This is a genomic window from Marinobacter sp. ANT_B65 (assembly GCF_002407605.1).
Taxonomy (GTDB): Bacteria; Pseudomonadota; Gammaproteobacteria; order Pseudomonadales; family Oleiphilaceae; genus Marinobacter.
On record NZ_NXGV01000001.1, the window covers coordinates 384,988 to 405,819 of the forward strand.

The window sequence follows — 20,832 nt, forward strand, 5'->3', positions numbered from 1 at the left end:
AGTATCGCAGAATAAAACGGTGAATCCGATACCCCTCGCGGGGTAAACCAACCGGGTCGGGTTGTTTGAATCGTCTTGCAAGACCTGTTCATTGAATAGAGGTATACTGGATGAAGGATTAAACAAAGCTGAGGTGTGCGCTATGGTCGCGCAATCCGGTAAAATGGGTTTCAGAATTCTTGCGTATATATCATTGGGACTCGCGGCAATCGGTGTAGTTCTGCCTTTGTTGCCGACTACTCCTTTTGTCCTTTTGGCGGCTTTTTTTGCCAGTAAGGGATCGCCGGCATTCGCCAGCTGGCTTGAAGAACATCCCTCGTTCGGGCCCGCCATCAGAGACTGGCGCCGGAACCGGGTCATACCGGTAAAGGCCAAAGTGCTCGCTTGCAGCATGATGGCGCTGAGCTGGGGGCTTCTCTTCGTTGCCGGAGCCGCTGCAATGGTGCTTGCCGCCTCGGGAATATTTCTGCTTGGCGTAGCGGGCTATTTGCTGACCCGACCTTCGTACTGACGGTTTTACTGAACAACTGGAGTTTTGAATGCACATTACCCGTTACACGGATTACTCTCTGCGCGTGCTTATTTATCTGGCAGGGCAGGGTGATGGCCTGTCCACAATTCAGGAAATTGCAGACAGCTACGATATTTCCAAGAACCATCTTATGAAGGTGGTGCATCAGCTCAACAAGAAAGGCTATATCGAAACGGTACGAGGGAAAAAAGGTGGAATGAGGCTGCAGATGGCGCCGGAAGATATCAATGTGGGGGTTCTTGTGCGGGAAACCGAGCATGATCTCAGTATCGTTGAATGTCACTCGTCCCAGAATACCTGCAAAATCACTCCGGTTTGTGGCCTTAAATCTATGTTCGGAGAAGCCTTGCAGGCGTTCCTGTCGGTGCTCGACAAGTACACCCTGCAAGATGTCATAAAGGACCAGTACCAGCCTCAGCTACTGAGGCTGTTGCAGATCGCCTGACCGTCCCTGGCCGCGGGCCTTACTGGTATGGCTTCGGGCTCATACTGTTCCGCTTTTGTTTGCCCGCACTTTTTTGGGTTTTGGCTTGGGCGGAAGAATCAGTTTTTCCAGGTCGTCCAGCGCCTCGCCGGTATAAACAGCCAGTTTTTGCATGCTGGGCAAGGTGTCCCGGCACCCGGTGAATCCGAAGTTCAGAGATCCCGCATAGCTCAGGCAGGTGATGTTCAGAGCTCCGCCGTGGGCGATCAGCGAAACCGGATACATGGCCTCAAGCCTGGCACCTTCGTAATACAGTGTTCTCTGGGGCCCGGGCACGTTGGATATGGTCACGTTGAACACAGGCCGCATGCGCCCGCCAAGACCGGACATCAGCTGAAGGATATAAGGCGACATCAGCAGCATGGTGTACTGGTTCAGAGCGCTCTTTGGAAGTTTCTGAAGGTGTTCCTTCGCCCGACGGCTGGATGATTTTATGTTCTGTAAACGGGTAAGAGGGTCTGCCTCGTCTGTGGCAAGGGAGGCAATCATGAAGCTGATCTGTGTGCCTGTGCCCTGATCATCCGCCGGCCGGATGTTGACAGGAATGCCTGCTGTCAACGGAGTATCCGGAAGATCGTCCTGCTCCAGCAGGAAGCGCCTCAGCGCTGTACCGCAGAGGTAGAGAACAATGTCGTTCATCGAGGCGCCGGATACGCGTGCCAGTTCTTTCAGACGTTCAAGTTCATAATGCTGAGTGGCCAGCCGGCGCTGACCGGTTACCCTGTGGTTGATTTTCGAGACGGGCCCGGTGAATGGCGCGGTCAGTCCGTCTTCCGGGTGTCGCACAGAGTGTACGAGCCGGCTTCCTGCCCGCCAGAGAGTCGGGGCCATATCAGCCTGCACTTTGAGAGCATCCAGAGCCTGGGAGAACGCTGCAGGAACGGTGGCTTCTGAATCAGTTTTGCTTCCTCGCCGGCTTTGTGGCTTTACCGACCAGGGGGGAGGCATATCCCGTTCGTCCGGACTGGTGCTCAGGACTCGTTGCAGCAGGCGTACGCCGCTGATGCCGTCAATCATTGAGTGGTGCATCTTGGTGTATAGCGCAAACCGGTTGTTCTCCAGCCCTTCAATGACGTGGCATTCCCAGAGAGGCCTGGAAAAATCAAGAGGGTTGGAGTGCAGGCGGGAGACCAGTATACCGAGCTCCCGCTCCCCTCCCGGTTTGGGCAGAGCAGAGTGGCGCACGTGGTAGTCCAGGTCGATGCTCTTGTCGATTTTCCAGGACGGGACCAGCAGCCGGCCGAGGAAACCGGACCATGCCAGTTTGTAACTCCAGGGCGGGGCGACATCCCCGGTTTCTTTCATGCTGTTGACCATGTCACGCAGGAAAGTATCAGGGGCGCCTTCCGGCAATGAAAAAATCTGCAGGGTGCCCACATGCATCGGCGTATCTTCTGATTCTACAGCCAGCCACGAGGCATCAAGTGTTCCCAGGCGTTTCATTCCATTTGTACCTCTTTCCGGTTTGTGCGTGAAAGTGGGACTTTATAATTATTGATTGAAAGTATACGGGGTACTGTCTTTGCAAACGATCACCGATGTAAAAAATATCGGAACAGCAGGTGGCGGTTGTGCTAGGTTCAGGACAATGAATTAACAAAAACAACAACATCCGGAGGCTCTGTGGAATCCAGCCCGCTTATCTCTGCAGGACTGCCAATCGCGCTGTTTATCATCATGATTGGTATAGGAATGACTCTGACCGTACGTGACTTTCGTCAGGTGGCGGTTTATCCCAAAGGCATGATTGTCGGTACTGTCGCCCAGATTGTTTTGATGCCTCTGGTGGCTTTTGCCCTGGCGTCTATGCTGGCGGTGCCGCCGGCCATTGCAGTTGGTCTGGTTATCATAGCGGCATGCCCTGGAGGAACCACTTCAAACCTGTTCGTTCTGCTTGCCAGGGGCAATATTGCCTTGTCTATTGTGCTGACAGTAAGTGCCAGCCTGATTACTATTCTCACTCTGCCCCTGTATACCAATGTCGCGCTTCAGTTCTATATGGGTACGGAAGAGAATATTGTGCTCCCGGTGTGGAAAACCATCGGTATGCTGACTGGTATTGTGCTCTTCCCGGTAACGGTCGGCATGTTCGTGCGGGCCCGTAAGCCTGAGTTAGCGCGCAAGGCGGAGAGTGCCGTCAGCGTGTTTGGCGGTGTTGTACTGGCGCTGTTGATTGCGGTGCTCGTATACGGCGTCCGGGATCAGTTCTGGGAGTTGCTGAAGCAGGCCGGGCCGGCAACTCTTTTGTTGAACGCAGCCGGTATTTTTATTGGCTTGCTTGCCGGCAGGGCCACTGGATTGACGCAGAGAGAGTCCCTTGCGGTTGCAGTAGAGCTCGGGGTAAAAAACGGTACCATTGCCCTGATGGTGACACTGACGTTGCTGGAATCCAGCTCCATGTCCATACCTGCTGCCGTATACGGTGTTCTGATGTTTCCGATCGGGTTTCTGCTCGCCATGTACGGCCGGCGAATTATTCCAAAAGCCAGCTCTGCTGTTGTTAAATGATGGGAGGAAAGGTTCATGCAGTTTCTCAACGGAATCACCCTGCTGCTGGTATATCAGCTGGCAGGGGAGATTATCGTGCGCCTGTTAGGGTTGCCGATTCCCGGGCCTGTGTTGGGTATGGTGATGCTGTTTGTCACCATGATGGTCCGGGGGCGGGCGGCAGAACCTGTTGAACAAGCCTCTACAGCGTTACTCAGCCATTTGTCATTGCTGTTTGTTCCCGCCGGTGTGGGCATGATGACGCACTTTGGCCGGATCGCGGAAGAATGGCTGCCGATTACACTCGCCCTGTTGTTCAGCACAGTGATTACGATGGTTGCCACGGCCCTGATCATGCAGCAGACCAGTCGCTGGTTTGTAAAACCATCGGCGGCGAAGGGGCAAAGCGATGAATAACCCCGGGTTGCAGGATATATGGGTTTATCTTTCGGCAACCCCTTTGCTGGGACTGACTGTCACGCTGGTCGCGTACGGGCTGGCGTACCGGTTCTACCTGAAAACCGGGGGCAGCCCACTGGCTAATCCTGTGGTTACGTCGGTGGCCATGCTGATCGCGCTGTTGCTTGTATCCGGTGTCTCCTATGAGGATTACTTTGCTGGTGGGCAGTTTGTGCACTTCCTGCTCGGGCCTGCCACCGTGGCTTTAGCCGTGCCGCTTTATCAGCAGTTTTCAAGATTACGGCAACTGTGGCTGCCGGTTCTTGTATCGCTGATTTGTGGCGTTGGAATCGCGGCAGGCAGCTCGGTTTTGCTGGCGCGACTCCTGGGTGGGTCTCTGGAGATACAGATGTCTCTGGCCCCGAAATCAGCTACTGCGCCTGTGGCCATGGGCATTTCCGAAAAAATCGGAGGCCTGCCCTCGCTGACAGCTGTATTGGTGGTGACCACCGGGATTATCGGCGCTGTTCTGGGTACAAAACTGTTTGAGTGGATTGGCGTAAAAGATGATGCCGTCAAAGGTATTGCCATGGGCGTTTCTGCCCATGGCATAGGCACTGCGCGGGCGTTTCAGGTAAGCAGTCGCATGGGTGCCTTCTCCGGGCTGGCTATGGCGCTGTCCGCATTTGCGACTGCACTTATAGTGCCCTGGATGGTGGATTGGATTGAGGTGCTGTTTTAATCCACCTTGGTGGGTTCCATGCTGCCGGTACGGAAATCGATTTCCAGTTCCCGACCGTCGGCATTGTCGCCTTCCACTTCAACTTCGCCATTGGCGCTGACCTGGATTTCCTCGATCCGGTTCAAGCCCTGGTCTGCACTGGCATCAATATAGCCCAGGGTTTCGGCGGAAGACATGCCCCAGGGGCCGTCTTTGCGCTTGCGGCGTTCTTCCTTGCGGATGGTTCCATCGCTGTTAACGTCGAGTTCTACATACCACTCCCCATCGACCCAGCCTTCAATTTCCATGCTTCCGTCATCACTGCGGTCATCTTCCAGTTCAACGCTGTGGAAGTGCGAAATACCATAGTCCGATCCGATCTGGACGGCACGCCTGGCGTCGTCAATGGTTCCGGATGCCTGGGCCAGAGGGGCTGCAATAAGGGCGGCTGTGAGTGCGGTTACAGTGATCATTTTCATGGTTATTTCTCCTGAACTTCCGTTCTTTCGGTATAAATTCCTGATTACTTGCATACGTCCCTTGGGGCATGCTTTCAGATGAGCCACCCCGGACGTTGAGAGCATCTTATGCAAGGGCGGCTTGCAGGAGGGTGAGTGTTTCGTTCATGGTTCATTCATGTTGGCTCTGACAGAATGAATCCATGAAAAGTCTTCCCTGCTATCTGTTCAAACTGGTTATCCCCACCTCCGCATTCATCGCGGTGGCGTTTGTGGCCGCCCTGTGCTTTTTTGCAGCTGCGCCGGCATCTGCTGACGACGACTGGCGCAAACTCCATGAGGAAGTTCAGGCGGGCAGAATAAAACCCCTTGGAGACATTCTGGATAGCCTGCTACGCGACTGGGAGGGGCAGGTAATCGATGTGGATTTTGAGGAAGATGATGGCCGGAGATTGTATGAGATCGAGTTGCTCGGGCCAGAAGGGCAGGTGGTTGAGTTTGAAGTGGATGCGGTAACCGGGGAACTTATCGGTATTGAGGGTAACGATATCAACGGAATGAAACGCCAATGAAGATTCTGTTGGTCGAAGACGATAAGCCGCTTGCACTCGGGCTTGCTTCGTCGCTTGAAGATGCCGGTCTGCTGGTGGAAATTGCGGGTGATGGCCGCACGGCAGATTTTCTGGTCAGTACCGAACGCTATGATGCGGTTGTACTGGATCTGGGGTTGCCTGATGGCAATGGTACTCAATGGTTGTCTTCCTGGCGTGAGCAGGGTATCGAATTGCCAGTGCTGATTCTGACGGCTCGGGAGCGTTGGTCAGATAAAGCCGCCGGGTTTTCTGCCGGGGCCGACGACTATGTCACCAAGCCTTTCGAAACCGCAGAAATCCTGTTCCGGTTGAGGGCGCTGGTACGCCGTGCCCATGGCCACGCTCACCCGGTTATCCGGGTGGGTGATATTTCTCTTGATACCCACAGCGCCCAGGTGACCCGGGCTGGTATGCCGGTTTCCCTGACGGCTCAGGAACTCCGGCTGCTTTCCCATCTTGTCCATGCTGCACCGCGTGTGGTCAGCCGTGCAGAGCTGACCGAGCATGTGTATGACGGCGACGCGGAACCGGATTCCAATGTAATTGATGTTCAGGTCAGCCGCCTGCGGCGAAAGCTGGGCAGCAAAAGCATTGAAACCCTGCGTGGACAGGGATACCGGATGGCGGCGGATAACGAGGCCTCATGAGACTGACAGAACGGTTGCGCCGGCTCCCTATTGCTACGCGTATGCTGGTATCGGCGCTGGTTCTGGTGTTGTTGGTTTTACCCGCAGCCGGGGTTCTTTTATCGTGGAATTTCAGGGAGGCGGTGAATACGGCCTTCAACGAACGGCTGGAATCCCTGCTCAATGTTGTGATTGCCGGGGTCAGTTACGATGTCCGGCAGGATGCTCTGGTGACTAGCCGGCAGCTGGGCGATTCACGCTTTGACCAGGTGTTCTCGGGATGGTACTGGCAGGTCAGTGATGGCAGTGAGCGGGTACTTACTTCGCGCTCACTCTGGGATCAGAGGCTCGTGGTCTCCAATGAGCCCGGTATGGCTTTTCGCAGGATTACCGGCCCCAGGGACAAGCCCTTACAGTTGCTGGAGCGGGATATCCGGCTTCCCGGGTTTGATGGTGTTCTGCATGTGCAGGTTGCCGCTGATCTGGGTGAAGTAGAGGCGCAGGTTGCCCGGTTCCAGACTTTGTTGTGGCTGTCGATGATGACTCTCGGCGGCTTGCTCATCGTTCTTACCGGATTGCAGATCCGCTGGGGGCTGGCACCCTTGCGCCGTATTGAACAAAGCCTGAAGGCGGTTGAGCAGGGCCGGCAGTCATCTGTGGAAACCGGCTTGCCCAGCGAACTAAACCGGTTGGCTGAAGCGATCAATACCGTACTGGAAAGGGATCAGCGTTTGATTGCACGGGGCAGGACTGCAGCTGGTAATCTGGCTCATGCTATGAAAACACCGGTTGCAGTGCTGACCACCCTTGCGGAACGCTTGCCGGAAGAACAGCAAATGGCAATGCGGTCAGAGCTGAAGCGTCTGGACGAAGCGGTAAGGCACCATCTTGCCCGTGCTTCTGCGGCAGGGCCTGTAGCCCTGGGAGCCGAGCAGGATATTGTGGCGGTGCTCAAGCCAGTAATTGAGGGTGTCCGGCGCCTGGCCGGCAGGCGAAATCTGGTATTTCGAAGTGAATTGCCGCCGCTGCTCCGGGTAAGGATCGACGCTCAGGACTTGCAGGAAATTGTGGGAAATCTGCTGGAAAATGCGATCAACTGGGCCCAAAGCTCCTTTAGCCTGACGGGTACTGTTGAAGGCAGCCTGCTGTTGCTCAGTGTATCTGACGACGGGCCGGGCATGTCGCCGGAAACCCGCCAGGAGGCACTGAGCCGGGGAGGTCGCCTGGATGAAGCAAGATCCGGTTCCGGGCTGGGGCTGGCAATTGTCGCAGAACTGGCCGCTTTGCACGGTGGCAGCCTGAGGCTGGACAGCAGCACTGAAGGCGGTTTGCTTGCCGAGGTCACTATACCTCTGACACGACCGCCATCAGGAGGCTGACGGCGGTTTCTGCGGGCAGTGGTACTCGCCCTTCAGTGTGCCTTCGTCGACGCTTTCAAGATGCACATCAAAGCCCCAAAGCCTGTGCGCATGGCGCAGAACTTCTTCCGTATCCTTGCCCAGTGGCACCCTGTCTACGGGAACATGCCTGAGCGTCAGCGAGCGATCTCCGCGCACATCCACGTTCCACACCTGAATGTTGGGGTCCCGGTAGCTGAGATTGTACTGGCGGGCCAGCTTCTCCCGAAGCTCCCGATAACCCGGCTCATCGTGGATGGCGCTTACCTTGTAACTGTCTTCCTGATCATCGTCCTCAATGGCAAACAGTTTCAGATCACGCATGACTTTTGGTGACAGGAACTGCTGGATAAAGCTCTCGTCCTTGAAGTTGCCCATGGCAAAATGCAGGGTTTTTAGCCAGTCAGAGCCGGCAATGTCGGGGAACCACTCGCGATCTTCGTCGGTGGGTGACTCACAGATCCGGCGCAGGTCGGTGAAGATGGAGAACCCCAGAGTGTATGGATTGATACCGGAATACCATGGGCTGTTAAACGGAGGCTGATACACCACGGCGGTATGGCTTTGCAGGAACTCCAGCATGAAGCCGTCTGTTACCAGGCCTTTCTCATACATCCTGTTGAGCAGGGTGTAGTGCCAGAAAGTGGCCCATCCTTCGTTCATTACCTGTGTCTGGCGCTGCGGATAGAAGTACTGGGCCAGCTTGCGCACAATCCGGATGACCTCCCTTTGCCAGGTCTCTAGCAGGGGGGCATTTTTCTCCATGAAATACAGAATGTTTTCCTGGGGTTCTTCCGGGTAGCGTTGCTTGCGGTTTGCAGGGTCTTCGTCGTTGTCTGGTTTAGGAATGGTGCGCCAGAGATCGTTCACCCGGCGCTGCAGGTATTCCTCCCGTTCCTCCTGACGCAGTGCCTCCTTTTCCGCAGAAATCGGAGCGGGTCGTTTGTAGCGGTCAACGCCGTGATTCATCAGCGCATGACAGGAGTCCAGTATTTCCTCAACCGCATCTACACCATGGCGTTGCTCACAGTCAGAAATATAATTCCGGGCAAACACCAGATAATCGATAATGGCGCTGGCATCTGTCCAGGTGCGGAACAGGTAATTGCCTTTGAAGAACGAGTTGTGACCATAGCATGCGTGGGCAATGACCAGAGCCTGCATTGGCAGGGTGTTCTCTTCCATCAGATAGGCAATGCAGGGGTCGGAGTTGATTACGATTTCATAGGCAAGGCCCATCTGCCCGCGCTGATAACCTTTGGAAGTGCTGAGGAACTGCTTGCCGAACGACCAGTGGTTATAGCCTACTGGCATGCCAACAGAGCTGTAGGCGTCCATCATCTGCTCGGCACTGATCACTTCAACCTGATTCGGGTAGGTATCCAGACCGAACTCGGCCGCGCATTTTGCAATTTCCTCATCGTACTGGCGGATCAGATCGAACGTCCATTCCGAGCCAGTGGATACGGGTACACGTGGCGCAGGGACCTGGCTGCCCTGAGTGGCAGAATGACCGGGTATATTGCTCATGCGGCTTTCCTCTCAAAAAGCTGCCGGAATACCGGATAGATTTCGCTGGGATCAGCTATCTGCTGCTGAGCGAAGCTCTCTGGGAAACGTGCCTGCACCTGTTCATATTCGTGCCAGAGCATCTGGTGATCCTGAGGCGTAATCTCCACATAGGCGAAATACTGCACCAGAGGCAGAATGCTTTCGGTAAGCAGCTTGCCACACACCGGAGAGTCGTCGTTCCAGTTGTCGCCATCGGAGGCCTGAGCCGCGTAGATGTTCCACTCCGCCGGAGAGTAGCGGGATTCGATGATTCTGTGCATCAGCTTCAGCGCGCTGGACACAATGGTTCCGCCGGTTTCCCGGGAATAGAAAAATTCCTCTTCGTCCACTTCCTTGGCACTGGTGTGGTGACGTATGAAAACCACGTCGATTTTTTTATAGTTCTTTTTCAGGAACAGGTACAGCAACAGGAAAAAGCGCTTGGCTGTATCTTTGTGCATCTGGGTCATGGAGCCGGATACGTCCATCAGGCAAAACATAACAGCGCTGGTTGCCGGTTTGGGCTGCTTCAGGTGCTGGCGGTAGCGCAGATCAATTTCATCGATGAACGGAATTCGCTTCACATTAGCTTTCAGCCGCGCTATTTCGTCTTCCAGTGCCTTGATCTGGTCTTCATGACTGAATGCCGCATCCAGTTCCTCAGGTGCCGCTTTGAGGGCTGCGAGCTGTTCCTCCATCTCGCGTATTTTCTTCCTGCGAGCTCCACCCAGGCCCAGGCGGCGGGCGTGGGCACCGCGTAATGAACGCACTACGTCCAGTTTGGCGGGCACTCCCTGGGTACTGAACCCGGAACGTACATAGTTAAAGGTTTCTGTGTCCTTGAGCTTTTTACGGACGAGGTTCGGGAGTTCCAGATCATCAAACAGAAAATTCAGAAACTCTTCCTGAGTAATCTGGAAGGCAAACTCATCCATGCCTTCACCATCCGGGCTGGCCTGCCCTTGCCCCTGGCCCTGGCCGCCACCACCTTCGGGCCTGGGTAGCCGGTCGCCAGCTACAAATTCCTGATTGCCCGGGTGCACCATTTCACGATGCCCACCCTGGCCGTGATGGAATACAGGCTCATCAATATCCCGTGAAGGAATACTGACCTTTTCCCCATGTTCGAGATCGGTTATCGAACGCCGGTGTACCGCATCCGAAACCGCCTTTTTGATATGGTGCCGGTAGCGGCGTAAAAACCGCTCCCGGTTCACCGCACTCTTGTTTTTTCCGTTCAGCCGTCGGTCGACGATGTGGGTCATGCCCATAATTTATACTCCTGCAAATCCGGGTTCTGCTAGTGAGACTTGCGAACTCGCAGGTACCACTCTGCCAGCAGACGCACCTGCTTCTCTGTGTAACCCCGGTCGACCATGCGTTCAACGAACTGTTTGTGCTTGTTCTGATCTTCCTGGCTGGCTTTGGGGTTGAATGAAATAACCGGCAGCAGGTCTTCCGTATTGGAGAACATTTTCTTCTCGATCACGCTGCGCAGTTTTTCGTAGCTCAGCCAGGACGGATTCTGGCCCTGGTTGTTAGCCCTGGCCCGCAGCACAAAGTTGACCACCTCGTTGCGGAAGTCCTTGGGATTGCTGATGCCAGCCGGCTTTTCGATTTTCTCAAGCTCTTCATTGATTGAAGACCTGTCAAGAATTTCACCGGTTTCCGGATCCCTGAACTCCTGATCCTGAATCCACAGATCAGCATAGGTTACGTAGCGGTCGAACAGGTTCTGGCCGTATTCGCTGTAGCTTTCCAGATAGGCTGTCTGGATTTCCTTGCCGATGAACTGAACATAGTGCGGCGCCAGAAATTCTTTGATGAAGCGCAGATAACGCTCCTGGATTTCCGGAGCAAACTGCTCCTGCTCAATCTGCTTTTCAATCACGTAAAGCAGATGCACAGGGTTGGCGGCCACTTCTGTTGTATCAAAGTTGAACACCTTGGAGAGAATCTTGAACGCAAACCGGGTAGATAACCCGTCCATGCCTTCATTAACCCCAGCGGCGTCCCTGTACTCCTGAATGGATTTGGCTTTGGGATCTGTGTCTTTTATGTTCTGGCCATCGTAGACCCGCATTTTGGAGAAAATACTGGAGTTTTCCGGTTCCTTGATGCGTGAAAGCACCGAAAACTGGGCCAGCATGTCGAGTGTGTCCGGAGCACAGGGTGAACCAGCCAGAGAGCTGTTTTTCAGCAGCTTTTTGTAGATCTCGATTTCTTCCGTCACGCGCACGCAATAGGGAACCTTGACGATATAAACCCGGTCAAGGAATGCCTCGTTGTGCTTGTTGTTGCGGAAGGTCTGCCATTCCGATTCGTTGGAGTGGGCAAGAATCACGCCGTCAAACGGTACAGATCCCATGCCCTCTGTGGTGTTGTAGTTACCTTCCTGAGTAGCCGTCAGCAGGGGGTGCAGCACCTTGATGGGCGCTTTGAACATTTCCACAAACTCCATCAGCCCCTGATTGGCTTTGCACAGGCCGCCACTGAAACTGTAGGCATCCGGGTCATCCTGGGAATAGTCTTCCAGCATGCGGATGTTTACCTTGCCCACCAGAGCCGAAATATCCTGGTTGTTGTCGTCCCCCGGCTCGGTTTTGGATACAGCTATCTGATCCAGAACCGAGGGATATTTTTTTACAACCCGGAACTGGCTGATGTCGCCGCCATATTCATGCAGGCGCTTTACGGCCCAGGGCGACATGATGGATTTCAGGTAGCGGGAGGCAATGCCAAATTCTTCTTCCAGAATGGCTGCGTCTTCGCCGGGATCAAAAAGTGCCAGAGGTGATTCGTTTACCGGAGAACCCTTGATCGCGTAGAAGGGTACCTTCTGCATCAGGTACTTGAGCTTTTCTGCCAGTGACGACTTGCCACCGCCAACAGGCCCCAGCAGGTATAGAATCTGTTTCTTTTCTTCCAGGCCCTGGGCTGCATGCCGGTAAAACGACACTATATTCTCCACGGCTTCTTCCATGCCGTAGAATTCTGCAAACTCCGGGTATCGTTTGATGATTTTGTTGGAAAATATGCGTGACAGGCGGGTGTCACGGGAGGTATCGACAAGTTCGGGTTCGCCGATGGCAATCAGTAATCGTTCTGCGGCCGTTGCGTAGGCCGTGGGATCCTTTTTACAGATATCGAGGTATTCTTCGAGACTGTACTCTTCTTCCTGGGTGCTTTCATACCGGTTTTTGAACTGCTGCAGTATGTTCATGGGTAGCCCCTCGCTCGCTGCTATTCAGTTTTTCAGTACACGCAATATCCCCGTTAAAGATACGGTCGCCATGCAGGCGAATCGCTTGTTGGTTAATGGGTGGAATGGTTTTTTCAGCCAGTCACGATCTGTGTCGGATTCCGGCCTGTTCAATCTGAGCTTAGTTCACGGTCATCAGATTGGACAGGCAGCGAATGGTTAAGGTTCATTAAATAATGTTACCGGCCGGGCTCCGGAACTAGCGTTTTGTGAGCCGGAATACGCTCTCTGTAGCGCCGATCAGGCCTTTGCGTTTAGTGAACATGTGATCACTGGGGAGGGTGTTGGTAAGGATGTGCTCAATATCATAGTCAGCAGAATAGAGCTCCCGGACTTCTTCATCGCTGACGTTGAACGGCGGTGGCGTGATTCTGGTTTTGTAGTCCAGAGTAATAAGCAGGATTCTGGTGCCCTCGGGAAGAATTGCCGTAAGATGCTCTACGTAATCTTTGCGCATGGGCTGGGGAAGGGCGATGAGAGCCGCCCGGTCATACACCAGACGGATATGTTTGAGATCATCGGGGGCCAGTTGGAAGAAGTCGCCGGACCAGAGTTCCAGGTTATCATGCCGGAATGTTGTGAAAGGCTCGCCCGGATGAACCATGGCTTTTTCGCCAGCTTCTTCAAAGAAATCCTTGCAGGCGATTTCGCTCAGTTCCACGCCCAGGACAGGGTGCCCGCGGTCATTCAGCCACCACATATCGTGAGCTTTACCGCATAGCGGGACAAATACGCTTTCAGTGCCACCGCCGGACAGTTCTGGCCAGTGGTCATGAAGATACTGATTGACGGTGCCTTCGTGGAAGCCAATTTCTTTTTTGCTCCAGCGCTCGTGCCAGAATTCGTGTTCCATGTTTCCGCTCTCTTGTATTTGGACGTTTAATTCAGTCTACCTTAATCTCGTGCAGTATTGATGAAGGAGAAAAGTATGAAAGCTGTGTTTCTTGATACGGCCACGCTTGGCCAGGATATTGATCTTGCTCCGCTTGAGAGTGTTACCGGCACCCTGGTGAAATATGATGCAACCTCAGCAGACCAGGTAGCGGAGCGGATTCGTGGCTTTGATACCCTGCTGGTTAACAAGGTTGTACTTGGACGGGAGCATTTTGAGAATTGCCCGGAGCTGAAAACCATTGCTGTGGTGGCCACAGGACTGAACAATATCGATCAGGCGGCGGCGAAAGAGCACGGCATCCGCGTGCTGAATGTGCTGAATTACGGCCGCTCAACGGTGGCGCAGCACACTATGGCTCTGATGCTGGCACTGGCAACCCGTCTGCTGGATTACGATCGTGATGTCCGGGCCGGGCGCTGGGCTGAAAGTGACATGTTCTGCCTGATGAATCACCCGATCATGGAGCTGGAAGGCCGCACTCTGGGTATTGTCGGTTACGGAGATCTCGGTCAGGGTGTTGCCGAAAGGGCCAGGGCCTTCGGCATGAACATACTGCTGGGCGCCCGCCCGGGGCAGGAGCCGGGAGAGGTGGGCGGATATCCCAGAATCCCGCTGGATGAGCTTTTGCCGCAGGTGGATGTTCTTTCTCTCCATTGTCTGCTTACAGATGAAACCCGCAACATGATCAGTACCCGAGAGTTGCAGATGATGAAACCGGACGCTCTGCTGATTAATACCAGCCGTGGTGGGCTGGTGGATGAAGATGCCCTTGCAACGGCACTGCGCGCAGGCATTATTGGTGGTGCGGGGTTTGATGTGCTGACTGAAGAACCTCCGCGCAGGGGCAACCCTCTGCTGGCAGGTGATATCCCGAACCTCATCATTACCCCGCACTCTGCCTGGGCAAGCCGTGAGGCGAGGCAGCGGATTGTGGAAATTACAGCGCGAAATCTTGCTTCTGTTTCCTGATGTGTCAGTGAGGAGCCCCTGGCAGAGGATGCCGGTTTGCAAGGAACTGTAGTTTGAAAAAAAACTGGAATGTGATTTTTGCAGCGATCTCGGTGATCCTTATCTCCGGGTGTTCGTCGTTCCAGCAGCGTGACCAGCTGGCCTCGTTTAATTCAGCTTACACAAGTGGTGACTACAATTCCGCGCTGAAGGCCATGAGCTTCGGCGGGTCTGAGAAGAAGCCGGTCGATTCCCGCAAACACTTGCTTGAATTACTGCATCAGGGTGAAATGTACCTGCTGACGGGTCGTTATGATGACGCTGTTAAAGCGTATGACCTGGCCGAAGAGGGTATGAAATACCTGGATACTGAAGGGGCCCTTGCGAGTGCTACGGAAGGCTTGATGTCCGTTATGGTTAATGATTCAGTGCGGGACTATGAAGCGCTGATGTCTGAGGCTGTTCTGGTGAATACCTACAAAGGGCTGGCGTTTCTGGCTTCGGGCAATACGGAATACGCCCGGGTAGAGTTTAACCGGGCCGACGACCGGACCCGTCGCGCTGTTGATTTTTTCCGCAAGGAAATCGAAGAACAGCAGGCTGCCCTGAAACGGGATGCCCGGAGCGGGAACCAGAAAGCCCTGATGGTTCGCAACAGCCTTGACAACCGCAGTCTCCAGTCCGCTGTTAACAGTCAGTACGGCGCGCTTTCAGGCTGGTCTGTTTTCCCTGAATTCATCGTGCCTTCAAGTACCTATCTTCACGGTATCTACTTTCTTGCCAATGCTGAAGATAGCGCTGATTATGAACGGGCGGCCACATCACTTTCCCGCGCTGCACAGATGACCCCGGAAAGCAGGGTACTGCAGGCTGATGCAGAACTGGCGACCCGTCTCGCCTCTGGCACACAGATACTGAAGGACCTGCCTCCCCAGGTATGGATTATTTATGAAAATGGCCTGGGGCCAGTACTGAAGGAGGTGCGGCTGGACGTACCCCTGTTCATTGTGCGTGGAACCCGGCAGGCGCCAGCTTATGTTGGTATCGCATTACCGGAGTATACTGAGCGCTCCGCTGTGCCTGGTGGTCTCGGTGTGGCCGATGCCTCCGGTCAGGTGGTGCAGACTGAGAAAATCTCGGATATGGGCAAGGTTATCCGTACTGAGATGCAAGAGAGGTTTACGGGCATACTCGCGAGGGCTGTGGCGTCTGCGATAAGCAAAGCGATTCTCCAAAGCGAGGCTGCGGATCAGTTTGGCCCCTGGGGGCAGTTGTTTGCAGCGGCCTATGCTGCAGCAACAACCCAGGCTGATCTGCGCAGTTGGCAGGGACTTCCTGACCACTGGGAGGCAACGCGCATCAGTCGTCCGGAGAACGGAAAGATAACCTTGCTGGATCACCGGGGAGACGTATTGGGTAACCTGGATATACCACAACAAGCATTCACACTGGTTTATGTTAAGCGCCCGACGCTGAAGGCCCCGGCCACGGTGATCATGCTGGATTTGCAGGGGAAAACCGAAGCTACATTAACGCGCATGCCCGAATGAGGTGAGAAAACAGGTTGTTTACAGATTTTATCGTCAACATAGCTAGAGGCAGGACACACATTATGAAAATACTTCTGTTGGCCAGCTTGCTGGTTCTTGGCCTGGCCGGTTGTGCCTCACAGCCGGAAACCCGCTCGTTGAGCGAGAGACAAAACCTGAAGGTAGATCCGGAAGTGGTCTACACCATGGCGGTTACCGAGCTCTTTGAGGAACGCCTGGTGCAATCCGACGGGAACAGCCTGCTGCATGTCCAGTTTGCGGTGGAAGCAAGATCAGACGCCGAGCTTGCGTGGAAAGTGACCTGGTTTGATGACAGTGGCATGGTTGTTAAAAGCGTTGGTGAGGGTTACCGGAAAGCAACTCTGCTGACCGGACAGGTGCGTTACTTCAGTGCCACGGCCCCGCATGCCCGCGTAACCAGTTACCAGTTGCACCTCCGTGAACCCAAATAGAAGGACGCTCCAATGTTGATACGTGCCATTGCCATTTCGGCCAGCCTTGCTGTTATCGCCGGCTGTGCTGCCCCCGCCCGTTATATTGATCCGGCCGCCGATGATGGCCCGGTCGCCATGACCATGGATTACAGGGATTTTGAAAAAGCGGCCTCGGATGCGGTTGAAGACATGCTGGCCAGCGGTGCGGTGAATAACCCGGACGGCGGTCGTTACGTCATGGTGGTCAGTCGTATTACCAACGACACCATGCAACGCATCGATACCGATCAGCTCACCAAGAAAATCCGCGTATCCCTTCTGCAGTCAGGAAAGGTTGTGACCACTACAGCGGTAGGCCTCAATGGCGCAGAAGATGAAATGACCATGAAGGCACGTGAATTGCGTGATTCCGGGGAATTTGACCAGTCTGGTGTGCAGCGCAAAGGTACACTTCAGGCGCCTGACCTGAGTCTTTCCGGGAAAATTCTGCAGCGTAATCACAAGGTGGGTAAAGAACAGCAGGTAGAATATTACATCCAGTTGTCGCTGACAGATCTGGCATCCGGTCTGGCTGTCTGGGAAGGTGAAACGCCCATCATCAAACGTGGCCCTGACAGCTCCGTTTCCTGGTAGTCAGGGAAGAAGCTGTCAGCACTTTGTGTTAACCGGTGCGATCAGAACGCCCAGCCCAGGCTGGCGGAAGCACCAACCTGATACATTTCCAGGCTGATTGTCTGGTCTGGAGCCAGCGGGTTGGTGCCGGTAACGGTTTTTGCCGGTGAGAAGAAGGCCATTCCCGACAGTTCCAGGTTCTCGCTGAACCCGTGGGTAAAACCGCCTGTGAAGTGCCATTCCTGAACACCCGGGGCAAGGATGTTGAGCAAAACATCCTCGCTGGAGATCGGGCTTTCTCCGTAGCTGACTCCAGCTCTCCAGGCGTGGTCAGGAGACTGTTGCCACTGCCATCCCAGCTTTACGATGGTCATGTCGTCCCAGCCGAACCCGGCACCTTGGTCTGTTCCCAGAGATCCGGGTGTGATGGGCATTACAGGGTTGCCGACACTGTTGATTTCACTGTATCGGATATGCTGGATATCCAGCAGGATCCAGTGATTCTGAATACCTGACCAGGCAATGCCGGCATTGAACATTTGTGGAATGTCGAAATCACCCTGCTCGGCGAACAGTCCCTGGTACTTGTCGAACTCTCCCATTTCCACGATGTTACGCCAGCTGATGCCGCCACGAAGTGTGTCTGTGATTTCACCCTGCCAGCCGATCTGGTAGCCATAACCCCAGGCATCATCGGTGCCGTTGCCTGAAAGGGCGCTGGCATCGGACGAAAATGGAGCAAAGCTTTGCAGGCCCTCAGCAGAAAAACGCTGGTAGGCAATGATCGGCGAAATGCCGATGGCCTGATTGTCAGCAAACTCCCAGGCCACAGTTGGAGCTATGAACAATTGTTCAAGGTTAACGCCGGCGCGGCCACCATAGAAGGTGCCGCCGTTATCGCCGGAATAATCTGTGTTCATGCCCCCGTTGGCAAACACGGAAACACCGAAGGCAGTTGTGTCCGAGAGTTCACGGTTAAAACCGAAGTGGGGGATGAGAAAGCCGTTCTTGCTGCTTTCATAAGTGCCTGGCTGAAGAGAAAACGCGGGCGGCGGCGACAGGGGGCCATCAACTGAATATTCTCTCCTTGGAGAAAATACCTCGATGCCACCGTCAATCCGGTTGCCCACAAAAACCATACCTGCCGGGTTGGTAGCTGCAGCCATGCTGTCCTGGGATAAAGCTGAACCCGCACCCGCCATGCCCATGCTGATGGTGCCGTAACCGTGGCTCAGGTAGCCATTGGTTGCCAGTGCGGTGGTTGGAGCGAGTGTGGCGAGAGCGAATACTCCCAGAGCCAGATTGATGCGCATGTAAAACCCATTCAGTTAAGCGTCATATCGTTGATAGCTGTCTTTTTACAGGTCTTTGGTTATAAGAGGAAGTAACAAATATCCATATGGTTATATTGAGTGCGTCGCCTCGCAAAAAGCTGTTAATCAGTCATACTTGGCGTATATCGGATATCTAACTGATAATCTGAACAAAACAGGAACAACAGGATCTAAAGTGGCTTCCTTCCAATTCAAAGAGCGGCTTCAGGCTGCAGAAACCTGGATTCTTGCAAACCCGAACCCGCCAAAGACCTGGCCCTGGACCTGGCTTTACAAGGTAGGGCGCTCCGCATACGCACTGATGCGTGACGTGATCAGTGGGCAGCTGACCCTGCATGCCATGAGCCTGGTTTACACCACGTTGCTCAGTATTGTGCCTTTGCTGGCACTGAGTTTCTCAGTACTGAAAGCTCTGGGTGTTCACCAGCGCATGGAACCTTTTCTGTTCCAGTTCTTCCAGCCCATGGGCCCGGAAGGCGTTGAAATGGCCGAACGTATCCTTGGCTTTGTGGACAATATGAAAGTGGGGGTTCTGGGCTCGGTAGGCCTGGCTTTACTGGTTTACACCGTGGTTTCGCTGGTACAGAAAATCGAGCGGTCGTTCAACATGATCTGGCGGGTGCCGGAGATGCGTTCAGTCGCTCAGAGGTTCAGTAACTATCTGAGCGTTATCATGGTCGGGCCACTGCTGATGGTGTCGGCCATTGGTGCCAGCGCGACGATATTTTCATCGTCCTTTGTTCAGGCTCTCATAGCCATAGAGCCATTCGGGTCACTGATTCTGGTGGCGAGTCGTTTTACACCCTTTTTTCTCGTGGTAGGTGCCTTCACCTTCGTTTATGTGTTCATGCCCAACACCCGGGTGAAACTGAGGTATGCCTTTATTGGCGGCCTGGTTGCCGGCGTTTCATGGCAGGCAGGTGGAATGCTGTTCGCGTCTTTTGTGGCGGGTTCAGCCAAGTACGCCGCCATTTATTCCAGTTTTGCGATTGGTATTATCATGCTGATCTGGATCTACCTGAACTGGATGATTCTTCTTCTGGGCGCAAGCCTGGCGTTCTACCTGCAAAACCCTGGCGCGGTGGCTAAGCGCACCCATGTTCAGTTGGCCCCGGAGCTGCAGGAAAAAGTTGCTTTGGCTATGGTCTGGCTGGTGGCACGTCCCTTCAGTGAAGGCGCGAAAGCACCACAGCAGGAAGCTCTGGAGCAGGCGTTGCGGGTGCCAGGTGAAGTTACACGGGGTGTCAGTGACAAGTTGATTCGGGCGGGCCTGCTTTCACTGGCAGGCAAGCAGGGCGATCAGCTTGTGCCGGGGCGCTCTCTGGATCTTATTACGATAGGTGATGTGCTTCAGGCGGTGCGCCGCGATGAGGACCGGGTTGTTGACAGGTTGCCTCCCGTGTTTCCTGCCGAGTTGCTGGAGGGAGATCGCAAGAACGAACTTACGACCTTCGCGAGACTCCTTAAAGGCAGCCCGGACTCAGAGGTCAGCTCCGGGCTCCCTCGCTGAGAACAGCTTTCAGAGCTTTACGTACATGGTCGATCTGTTCCTGGGTCAGGTGGACGATTTTAGCAATATCTTCCTCAGGCAGATTTCTCTGGTGAGCGTGGCGTAATACTTCACGGGTGCCAATAACCATGCCGTCACTCAGGGTTGTCTGCACCTGATCCGGGGCGGGGCGCTCTGCTTCCATTAGATAAGCGTGGTACTTGGGAGGCAGGTTCCACTCACTTGCGATCAGCTGGCAGGCCATCCACTGATATCGTGTGAGTGCCTTGGTAATCAGCGTAGTGTCAGGGTCGCCAGTACCACGCTGGGCCCGGCAAATGTGCTGAAGTTCCCTGCTGATTGTTATGTAGGACAGTGCCGGCAGTAACCCGGTAGTAAAGAGTGCGCTTGTGTCCTCTTTACGGAGTTTGCCTATAAACTCGGCAGCACGGGCGCAAGTGAGACCCCAGCGCCAGGCTCGCTGTGCAAACAATGCCTCCCGGCTGTTACGCGCGGCCATCATCGGGCGCATAACCGCGGCAGCAATCACACTCCGGATGCCATTCATTCCGAGAACAAATACGGCCTGGTCGACGGACTCAATAGTATGTTCACCAGTCCGGAAATAGGGGCTGTTGGCAACCTGCAGAATCTGGTCCGTCAGCGCGGGGTCGCCAAGAATAATTTCAGTCAGCTTCTGGCGGTCAGCCCCTTCATCAGAGAGTACTCTCATCAGCATGGGCAGTGTCATGGGCCGCCTGGGGACTTCTTCCATGGTGTTGTTTATAAGACGGGAATGCAGCTCATCAAGAGCAGTGCTCGATGAAGGCCGCTCCGTGTTCAGTTTGGAAGGCTCAGTATCCAGAAGCCAGCAGAAAAGGTTTTCTTCAAGCTGCAGTGTCAGGGTCTGTGCAACGTCTGGAGTTTCGCCTGGCTCTGAAGTTTTCGCAGGATTGAATAACCTCGCCTCAGAAACCGGAGGAGGAGATGGTTTTTCTGTTTTGAAAAAGCCTGTAATCCAGGAAAAGAAACCTGGCATCCGTTGCCTCCGGGTCAGCCA

At 54.4% G+C, this 20,832-nt stretch carries 21 protein-coding genes; 13 read left to right on the top strand and 8 right to left on the bottom strand.

Going from position 1 to position 20,832, the window contains the following annotated elements:
* The first annotated feature begins 142 nt into the window (after positions 1 to 142).
* Both CPA50_RS01785 and CPA50_RS01790 read left to right on the top strand, forming a co-directional pair.
* Positions 143 to 511 carry a YbaN family protein gene (locus tag CPA50_RS01785; protein ID WP_096780772.1) on the top strand — a complete coding sequence of 123 codons (369 nt, stop codon included), beginning with the start codon at positions 143 to 145 and terminating at the stop codon, positions 509 to 511.
* A gap of 28 nt (positions 512 to 539) precedes the next feature.
* Positions 540 to 977, top strand: a complete 438-nt coding sequence (locus CPA50_RS01790) for an RrF2 family transcriptional regulator (RefSeq protein ID WP_096780773.1) — start codon at positions 540 to 542, stop codon at positions 975 to 977.
* A gap of 39 nt (positions 978 to 1,016) precedes the next feature.
* On the opposite strand, the gene CPA50_RS01795 is transcribed toward CPA50_RS01790, so the two are convergent.
* The gene (locus tag CPA50_RS01795) at positions 1,017 to 2,459 is read right to left on the bottom strand and encodes a WS/DGAT/MGAT family O-acyltransferase (RefSeq protein ID WP_096780774.1); all 1,443 of its coding nucleotides are present in this window, start codon (positions 2,457 to 2,459) and stop codon (positions 1,017 to 1,019) included.
* A gap of 180 nt (positions 2,460 to 2,639) precedes the next feature.
* On the opposite strand from CPA50_RS01795, the gene CPA50_RS01800 reads away from it, so the two are divergent.
* Genes CPA50_RS01800 through CPA50_RS01810 form a run of 3 tightly spaced genes read left to right on the top strand, consistent with a single transcriptional unit; the run spans position 2,640 to position 4,644 of the window.
* A complete protein-coding gene (locus CPA50_RS01800; protein ID WP_096780775.1) occupies positions 2,640 to 3,524 on the top strand; it encodes a bile acid:sodium symporter family protein in 885 nt (294 codons plus the stop codon).
* A gap of 15 nt (positions 3,525 to 3,539) precedes the next feature.
* Positions 3,540 to 3,920 (top strand): CidA/LrgA family protein, encoded by a 381-nt coding sequence (locus CPA50_RS01805; protein ID WP_096780776.1) that lies wholly within the window; start codon positions 3,540 to 3,542, stop codon positions 3,918 to 3,920.
* Positions 3,913 to 4,644, top strand: coding sequence for an LrgB family protein (locus tag CPA50_RS01810; protein ID WP_096780777.1), 732 nt, complete (start codon positions 3,913 to 3,915; stop codon positions 4,642 to 4,644). The genes CPA50_RS01805 and CPA50_RS01810 overlap by 8 nt, the downstream gene beginning before the upstream one ends.
* On the opposite strand, the gene CPA50_RS01815 is transcribed toward CPA50_RS01810, so the two are convergent.
* Positions 4,641 to 5,102 (bottom strand): hypothetical protein, encoded by a 462-nt coding sequence (locus CPA50_RS01815; RefSeq protein WP_096780778.1) that lies wholly within the window; start codon positions 5,100 to 5,102, stop codon positions 4,641 to 4,643. The genes CPA50_RS01810 and CPA50_RS01815 overlap by 4 nt on opposite strands.
* A 182-nt stretch (positions 5,103 to 5,284) precedes the next feature.
* Here CPA50_RS01815 and CPA50_RS01820 point away from each other — a divergent pair, with 182 nt between their 5' ends.
* The 3 genes from CPA50_RS01820 to CPA50_RS01830 are packed head-to-tail and all read left to right on the top strand — an operon-like array spanning position 5,285 to position 7,679.
* Positions 5,285 to 5,653 (top strand): PepSY domain-containing protein, encoded by a 369-nt coding sequence (locus CPA50_RS01820; RefSeq protein WP_096780779.1) that lies wholly within the window; start codon positions 5,285 to 5,287, stop codon positions 5,651 to 5,653.
* Complete coding sequence (locus tag CPA50_RS01825) at positions 5,650 to 6,321, top strand: response regulator transcription factor (RefSeq protein WP_096780780.1); 672 nt, start codon at positions 5,650 to 5,652, stop codon at positions 6,319 to 6,321. The genes CPA50_RS01820 and CPA50_RS01825 overlap by 4 nt, the downstream gene beginning before the upstream one ends.
* Positions 6,318 to 7,679 (top strand): sensor histidine kinase, encoded by a 1,362-nt coding sequence (locus CPA50_RS01830; RefSeq protein ID WP_179397131.1) that lies wholly within the window; start codon positions 6,318 to 6,320, stop codon positions 7,677 to 7,679. The genes CPA50_RS01825 and CPA50_RS01830 overlap by 4 nt, the downstream gene beginning before the upstream one ends.
* On the opposite strand, the gene CPA50_RS01835 is transcribed toward CPA50_RS01830, so the two are convergent.
* From CPA50_RS01835 to tmpT, 4 genes are all read right to left on the bottom strand, one after another.
* Positions 7,668 to 9,227, bottom strand: coding sequence for a SpoVR family protein (locus CPA50_RS01835; RefSeq protein ID WP_096780781.1), 1,560 nt, complete (start codon positions 9,225 to 9,227; stop codon positions 7,668 to 7,670). The genes CPA50_RS01830 and CPA50_RS01835 overlap by 12 nt on opposite strands.
* A complete protein-coding gene (locus CPA50_RS01840; protein WP_096780782.1) occupies positions 9,224 to 10,519 on the bottom strand; it encodes a YeaH/YhbH family protein in 1,296 nt (431 codons plus the stop codon). Before CPA50_RS01840 ends, CPA50_RS01835 begins: the two co-directional genes overlap by 4 nt.
* A 29-nt stretch (positions 10,520 to 10,548) precedes the next feature.
* Positions 10,549 to 12,471 (bottom strand): PrkA family serine protein kinase, encoded by a 1,923-nt coding sequence (locus CPA50_RS01845; RefSeq protein ID WP_096780783.1) that lies wholly within the window; start codon positions 12,469 to 12,471, stop codon positions 10,549 to 10,551.
* A gap of 238 nt (positions 12,472 to 12,709) precedes the next feature.
* Positions 12,710 to 13,363 carry a thiopurine S-methyltransferase gene (gene tmpT / locus CPA50_RS01855; protein WP_096780785.1) on the bottom strand — a complete coding sequence of 218 codons (654 nt, stop codon included), beginning with the start codon at positions 13,361 to 13,363 and terminating at the stop codon, positions 12,710 to 12,712.
* A gap of 75 nt (positions 13,364 to 13,438) precedes the next feature.
* Between tmpT and CPA50_RS01860 the strand changes: the two genes are divergently transcribed.
* The 4 genes from CPA50_RS01860 to lpoB all read left to right on the top strand — a co-directional run bounded on the left by CPA50_RS01860 (position 13,439) and on the right by lpoB (position 16,970).
* Positions 13,439 to 14,374, top strand: a complete 936-nt coding sequence (locus CPA50_RS01860) for a D-2-hydroxyacid dehydrogenase (RefSeq protein WP_096780786.1) — start codon at positions 13,439 to 13,441, stop codon at positions 14,372 to 14,374.
* 53 nt (positions 14,375 to 14,427) lie between these two features.
* Positions 14,428 to 15,903 carry a COG3014 family protein gene (locus tag CPA50_RS01865; RefSeq protein ID WP_096780787.1) on the top strand — a complete coding sequence of 492 codons (1,476 nt, stop codon included), beginning with the start codon at positions 14,428 to 14,430 and terminating at the stop codon, positions 15,901 to 15,903.
* Between the two features lie 62 nt (positions 15,904 to 15,965).
* Positions 15,966 to 16,355, top strand: coding sequence for a YcfL family protein (locus tag CPA50_RS01870; RefSeq protein ID WP_096780788.1), 390 nt, complete (start codon positions 15,966 to 15,968; stop codon positions 16,353 to 16,355).
* Between the two features lie 12 nt (positions 16,356 to 16,367).
* Positions 16,368 to 16,970 carry a penicillin-binding protein activator LpoB gene (lpoB, locus tag CPA50_RS01875; protein ID WP_096780789.1) on the top strand — a complete coding sequence of 201 codons (603 nt, stop codon included), beginning with the start codon at positions 16,368 to 16,370 and terminating at the stop codon, positions 16,968 to 16,970.
* A 41-nt stretch (positions 16,971 to 17,011) separates the two neighbouring features.
* Here lpoB and CPA50_RS01880 read toward each other — a convergent pair whose 3' ends face one another.
* Entirely contained in the window at positions 17,012 to 18,262 is a 1,251-nt protein-coding gene (locus CPA50_RS01880; protein ID WP_096780790.1) for an OmpP1/FadL family transporter, read from the bottom strand.
* Between the two features lie 196 nt (positions 18,263 to 18,458).
* Between CPA50_RS01880 and CPA50_RS01885 the strand changes: the two genes are divergently transcribed.
* Positions 18,459 to 19,793, top strand: coding sequence for a YihY/virulence factor BrkB family protein (locus CPA50_RS01885; protein WP_096780791.1), 1,335 nt, complete (start codon positions 18,459 to 18,461; stop codon positions 19,791 to 19,793).
* Here CPA50_RS01885 and CPA50_RS01890 read toward each other — a convergent pair.
* On the bottom strand, positions 19,771 to 20,811 hold the full coding sequence (locus CPA50_RS01890) for an HDOD domain-containing protein (protein ID WP_096780792.1): 1,041 nt from the start codon (positions 20,809 to 20,811) through the stop codon (positions 19,771 to 19,773). The two genes, CPA50_RS01885 and CPA50_RS01890, sit on opposite strands and share 23 nt — an antisense overlap.
* Positions 20,812 to 20,832 lie beyond the last annotated feature (21 nt).